5 protein-coding genes and 1 pseudogene are annotated in these 4,815 nt (G+C 64.3%); 2 read left to right on the top strand and 4 right to left on the bottom strand.

Annotated features, from left to right (window positions below; all coding sequences use genetic code 11):
* Window positions 1-133 precede the first annotated feature (133 nt).
* Entirely contained in the window at window positions 134-763 is a 630-nt protein-coding gene (locus AB0P23_RS25335) for a lipocalin family protein (protein ID WP_080729391.1), read from the bottom strand.
* Complete coding sequence (locus AB0P23_RS25330; RefSeq protein WP_230073745.1) at window positions 760-2,814, bottom strand: MMPL family transporter; 2,055 nt, start codon at window positions 2,812-2,814, stop codon at window positions 760-762. The genes AB0P23_RS25335 and AB0P23_RS25330 overlap by 4 nt, the downstream gene beginning before the upstream one ends.
* 147 nt (window positions 2,815-2,961) lie before the next feature.
* On the opposite strand from AB0P23_RS25330, the gene AB0P23_RS25325 reads away from it, so the two are divergent.
* On the top strand, window positions 2,962-3,441 hold the full coding sequence (locus AB0P23_RS25325; RefSeq protein ID WP_032371734.1) for a MarR family winged helix-turn-helix transcriptional regulator: 480 nt from the start codon (window positions 2,962-2,964) through the stop codon (window positions 3,439-3,441).
* Between the two features lie 280 nt (window positions 3,442-3,721).
* Entirely contained in the window at window positions 3,722-4,060 is a 339-nt protein-coding gene (locus AB0P23_RS25320) for an STAS domain-containing protein (protein WP_230073692.1), read from the top strand.
* Window positions 4,061-4,203: 143 nt separating this feature from the next.
* Here AB0P23_RS25320 and AB0P23_RS25315 read toward each other — a convergent pair whose 3' ends face one another.
* Together AB0P23_RS25315 and AB0P23_RS25310 are read right to left on the bottom strand one after the other, a co-directional pair.
* Entirely contained in the window at window positions 4,204-4,392 is a 189-nt protein-coding gene (locus AB0P23_RS25315) for a hypothetical protein (RefSeq protein ID WP_027495777.1), read from the bottom strand.
* A gap of 195 nt (window positions 4,393-4,587) precedes the next feature.
* Window positions 4,588-4,815 (bottom strand): annotated as a pseudogene (locus AB0P23_RS25310) (HNH endonuclease); the annotation flags it as partial.

Raw genomic sequence — 4,815 nt, 5'->3', positions numbered from 1 at the left:
TCGATAACCCTTCGCCACCAACACATTGTCCCGCACCACCGACAATGGGGTGCCTCGACACTCGAGACACCCCACCATCAAAATGCAACAGCCCCTCTGCGGCACATAACCACGCCACTGCGGCTCCGCCGCACTACACGGTCGAGAGCTGCTGAATCGTCGTCGCGCCGCCCGGGGTGGGCGTCGTGGTGATGAAGTTCGAGTCGTAGCCCAGCGATTCGACGACGCTGCGGATCTCGCGGAACTGCTCGACGCTGACGTCGGGCGTGCGCTTGAGCACGAATCCGGACGTGCGGTTGGGGCTTCCGACGAAGGCCCACGAGTAGTCGTCTGCGATGTAGGCCACGATGTAGTTGGTCGGCCCCTCCTGGCTCTCCTGCGTGGGGACGCCCGGGAAGCTCACGTGCAGTTGGGCTTTGGTGACGGTGTCGTTGACCCGAGCATTGCCGACGATGCGGTTCTCGCCGCCGGTCCAGGTGGTGCAGGTGTTCTCGACGCGAATGTTGAATTCGTCGATCATCTGGTAGTTCGCCTGCGTGTCACGGGCGCAGATCAGGTTGAACGGCTGCGGCACCGCGGCAACCTGGTTCCAGGTGCCCAGGTACCGTTCGACATCGAGTGACGGGATCGGAGCCAGTGGATCGAGACCGACCGACCCCAAAGGGCCGACCGGTTGCGCTTGCGCCGGGGCCGCGCCGAGCAGGGCGCCTGCTGCGACTGCTCCTGCAATTGCGGTGCGGCTCAACATCGTACGTACCTTCATGAATTTCGCTCCTTGGTTGCGGTCGTCTCGTTGTCGATCGTGCTCGGCCACCAAATCCCCGGGCCGATGAGGGTGAACAGGGCGGGAATCACGACGGTGCGTACCACGAAGGTGTCGAGCAGAATGCCCAGGCCGACGATGATTCCCAACTGGGTGAGGGTGATCAGCGGGAGGACGCCGAGGACGCAGAACACTGCTGCCAGAACGATTCCCGCGCTGGTGATGACGCCGCCGGTGGCCGAGACCGCCCGCACGATCGCAGATCTGGTGCCGTGCCGAACCGTCTCCTCCCGGGTCCGGGTGACCAGAAAGATGGTGTAGTCGACACCGAGGGCGACGAGAAACAGGAACGCGAACAGGGGAGTGTTGTCGTCGAGCGCGGGAAAGCCGAAGACGTGCAGGCTCACCCAGCTACCGATACCGATGGCGGCCACGGCACTCAGGACCGTGGTGGCGACGAGAATCAGCGGTGCGACGACGGCGCGAAGCAGTATCAACAGCACGAGTAGAACGACCGCCAGGATCGCCGGGATCACCACGAGCCGATCGCGGGCGGCAGCGTCGGTGGTGTCGAGTGCTTTGGCGTCGCTGCCGCCGACTCGTGCGTCGTCGACACCCGCAAGGGTGGACCGAAGGTTCTCGACGACGGTGAACGATTCGTCGGAGGCGGGGGCAGCGTCGGTGACCACCGACAGCCGGGTCAGTCCGGTACCGGAATCAGCGACCCGATCCACCGAGACGACGCCGTCGACGTCCCGGACGGTGGCGACGACGCCGTCGATATCCGAGGTGGGTGCGAGAACCGTGATCGGGTCTGCGGATCCGGCCGGAAAGTGTTGCGAGAGAGTGTCGAATCCTTCGACGGATTCGGCGGTCACCCGGAATTGCTCGGTCTGCGACAGCCCGATCTGTGTGCCGACCAAGGCCGCGCAGCAGGCGAGCAATACGGCGATGGTGATGGAGGCGGTCGCCACCGGACGACGAGCGACACCGGCGGCCACCGAATGCCAGACGCCCTCGGTGGTGGTATCGCGATCGGACGGCTTGGGGACGAAGGGCCAGAACAACTTCGGGCCGCACAGTGCCAACAACGGAGGCAGTACGAACAGCACGAACACCGATGCGACGACGAGGCCGGCCGCGGCCAGCGCTCCCAAGCTGCGAGTGCTGGGGAGGATGGCCAGCAACAGAGTCAGCAGTGCGAGGACAACGGTGGCATTGCTGGCGAGGATGGCCGGTCCCGCGTTCCGGACGGCGTGGCGCAACGCGAGCCGGTGATCGGACTCGCGGCGGAGTTCCTCGCGGTAACGAGAGATCAGCAGCAGGGCGTAATTGGTGCCTGCGCCGAACACGAGCACGCTGGTGATCCCCGAGGTCGAGCCGTCGAACGACAGCCCGGTCGCCTCGGCGAGGGCCGTGCCGACGGTGGAGGCGAACCGATCGGCGAAACCGATGACGGCAAGCGGAACCAACCACAGAATGGGCGATCGATAAGTGGCGATGAGGAGCACTGCCACCACGAGTGCGGTGACGGCGAGCAACGTGAAATTGGCCCCGGAGAACGAGTTGGCGATGTCCGCTCCGAATGCCGGCCCGCCGGTGACCTGGGCGTTGAGATCGGACGGTAGGCCGACCGTCGCCGCGGATCGGAGGCTTGTGATCAGGTCGTTCAGGGTGAAGCCGGACAGTTCCGAGTTCACCTGAACGAACGCGATTGCGGCCTTCCCGTCCGGTGCGACGATCGGAGGGGGTCCAGGTTCGTCGGTCACCGACCGGTCGACGGTGAGCAGCCTGGCCTGCGCAGCAGCGGCTGCCTCGATATCGGCCGGGGTCAGGTCACCGCCATCGACGCGGCTCAGAACGAGGATCACCGGTGCGGTGTCGGAGTCCGGGAACTGGGAGAGCAGCTCGTCCACCTGGTACGACTCGGCGGATGTCGGCAAGGAGTTCGGCGACTGACCGGCAGAATCGTTGCTACCGACGAGCCCGATCACGGCAATCGAGAGAATAAGAATGGCGAGGGCGAGCGCCCACGATCGACGATGCGTCACGGCCGCGGCGATGCGGTCCCAGGCTGCGGTGGTCTCGGTACGGGTGCTGTCCACGAAGAAACAATCTCATTTACTTAGATATTAAGCAACTGAATCTCTTGCGGGCAGTAGTCTGACCATGACCGCAGCGAAGGAGTTACCACCGCCATGACCGACCGAAACCACCTCGAATCCGCGATATCGGCGGACCTTCGGGCGCTGTCATCGGTGTCGGAACAGATCGGTCAGGTATTCGGTGCGTTGCACAGCTTGCGGCCCAACGACTTTCGCGCTCTGCTGCATGTGATGGTCGCCGACGTCGAGGGCGCGCCCCTCACCGCGGGTGAGCTCGGCACGATGCTCGGACTGTCGTCCGCGGCGATGACGTATCTGGTGGAGCGGATGATCGCGTCCGGTCATATTCGACGCGAATCCGACGCGTCGGACCGACGTAAAGTCATACTTCGCTACGACGAGCACGGTATGGAGGTTGCTCGCGGGTTCTTCGGACCACTGGGAGCGCGCACCAGCGCTGCGCTCGAGGACCTACCGGATTCGGATCTCGACGCTGCCCACCGAGTGTTCGAAGCGCTCATCGGAGCCATGCGCGAGCATCACGCCGACCTGGGAAACAGCACCCGCACGTAGCCCGCGTTCGCATCGGGATGTTCGAACCGCTGGTGGGGGCCCGCATTGTGCCAATGCTGGACTCCGAGCGTGCCGGTGCCGTAGGGTTGGCCGTGGTTGAGCTAACAGCCGGTCACGGGGAAACGCAGCGAAGTGTGCGCCCGGGTCAGGCGAAGAATTCTGCTCCCGTTGCGTAGATCGGTTTCCCCTTCAGTTCGACCGATCGATGGGATCTGCCATGAGTGTTGAATCACGAGGCAACAAAGTTCGAACCACTTCGGTGAGCGTCGCGGAGAAGTCCGTGTCCGTTGCAGCAACCGGAGCCATCTTCACCGCGCACGACGGCACCGACGGTTCACTCGTCGTCGCCGTCCACGGCGACATCGACATGCTCAGCGCGCCGATGTTCTCCGATTTCGTCTGCAGTCGCGTGTCCAGCAAACGGCATCTGACTCTCGACCTGTCCAATGTCGAGTTCTTCGGCATCGCCGGACTCTCCGTCTTCGATGCAGTTCGTGAATACACGGCTGGCATCGGTGCTTCGTGGTCGATCGTGGCAAGCCGATCGGTGACCCGCCTGCTGCAGGTTGCCGACCTCGAGTCGACGATTCCGACCTCCCGACCGACGACCGACCAATAGAACTGGCGGCGACATCGCCGCGACAAGAGGTGGGCAGCTCCTGCACAGGGGCTGCCCACTGTCGTTTGCCGTCCCCCCGCACAACGATCGGGCGGTCCCGCGAATCACTGGGACCGCCCGATTGTCGTGTGAAAGCACAAGGTCTAGTCCTTGGTGCCTTCCGAGTCGCTGAAGAATGCCCAGTCGCCGTCGTGCTCGACTTCGAGGCGCCAGCCCAGCTCCTCGTTGTCGGCGCGGCTGTCCTTGAACCAGGCGTGCGCGTCCTCGGAACTGGTGATGTCCTTGGTGGCGACGACGGTTCCGTGCGGGTCGATAACTCTGTAATTTGCCATGCGGTGAGGGTGCCCCGATGTTGCGCAACCTAACCCAGCCGCATCACAGGCGACAGCCGCTACGAAAAGCGGAAGGCCGGGCTGTGTGGGACGGCCGGGCTGTATGGGAGGGCCGGGCTGTATGGGAGGGCCGGGCTGTGTGGGAGGCGAGGCTGTGTTGAAGGCAGAGCTGTGCCGTGGTGGTGGTGTGGGTCGTCAGGCGGGTTGTCGTGGTTCTTCGTCGCCGGTGTCGCGGGTGTTGTCGTTGTGCTGGTCGGGTGGGTAGAGGACTTCTTCTGGGTGGTGTGCGTGGTTGATCAGCCCACGGCGTGTGGGGTCCATCCCTGTTGGTGGATGCCACAGGGTTCGGCCCGGATAGCGATGTCCTGCTGTGGTTTTGGTGGTTGCCCACTTTCCGGGGCCGGTGCCGACGAGTGCGTGGTG

It is taken from the genome of Rhodococcus sp. NPDC077669 (assembly GCF_040686915.1).
GTDB classification, from domain to species: Bacteria; Actinomycetota; Actinomycetes; order Mycobacteriales; family Mycobacteriaceae; genus Rhodococcoides; species Rhodococcoides fascians.
This window is presented reverse-complemented; position numbering and strand designations above follow the sequence as displayed.

Bases quoted from the DNA above. Each gene is read 5' to 3' on its own strand.
- AB0P23_RS25335 (WP_080729391.1), bottom strand. From the start codon at position 763: ATGAAGGTACGTACGATGTTGAGCCGCACCGCAATTGCAGGAGCAGTC.
- AB0P23_RS25315 (WP_027495777.1), bottom strand. From the start codon at position 4,392: ATGGCAAATTACAGAGTTATCGACCCGCACGGAACCGTCGTCGCCACC.
- AB0P23_RS25325 (WP_032371734.1), top strand. From the start codon at position 2,962: ATGACCGACCGAAACCACCTCGAATCCGCGATATCGGCGGACCTTCGG.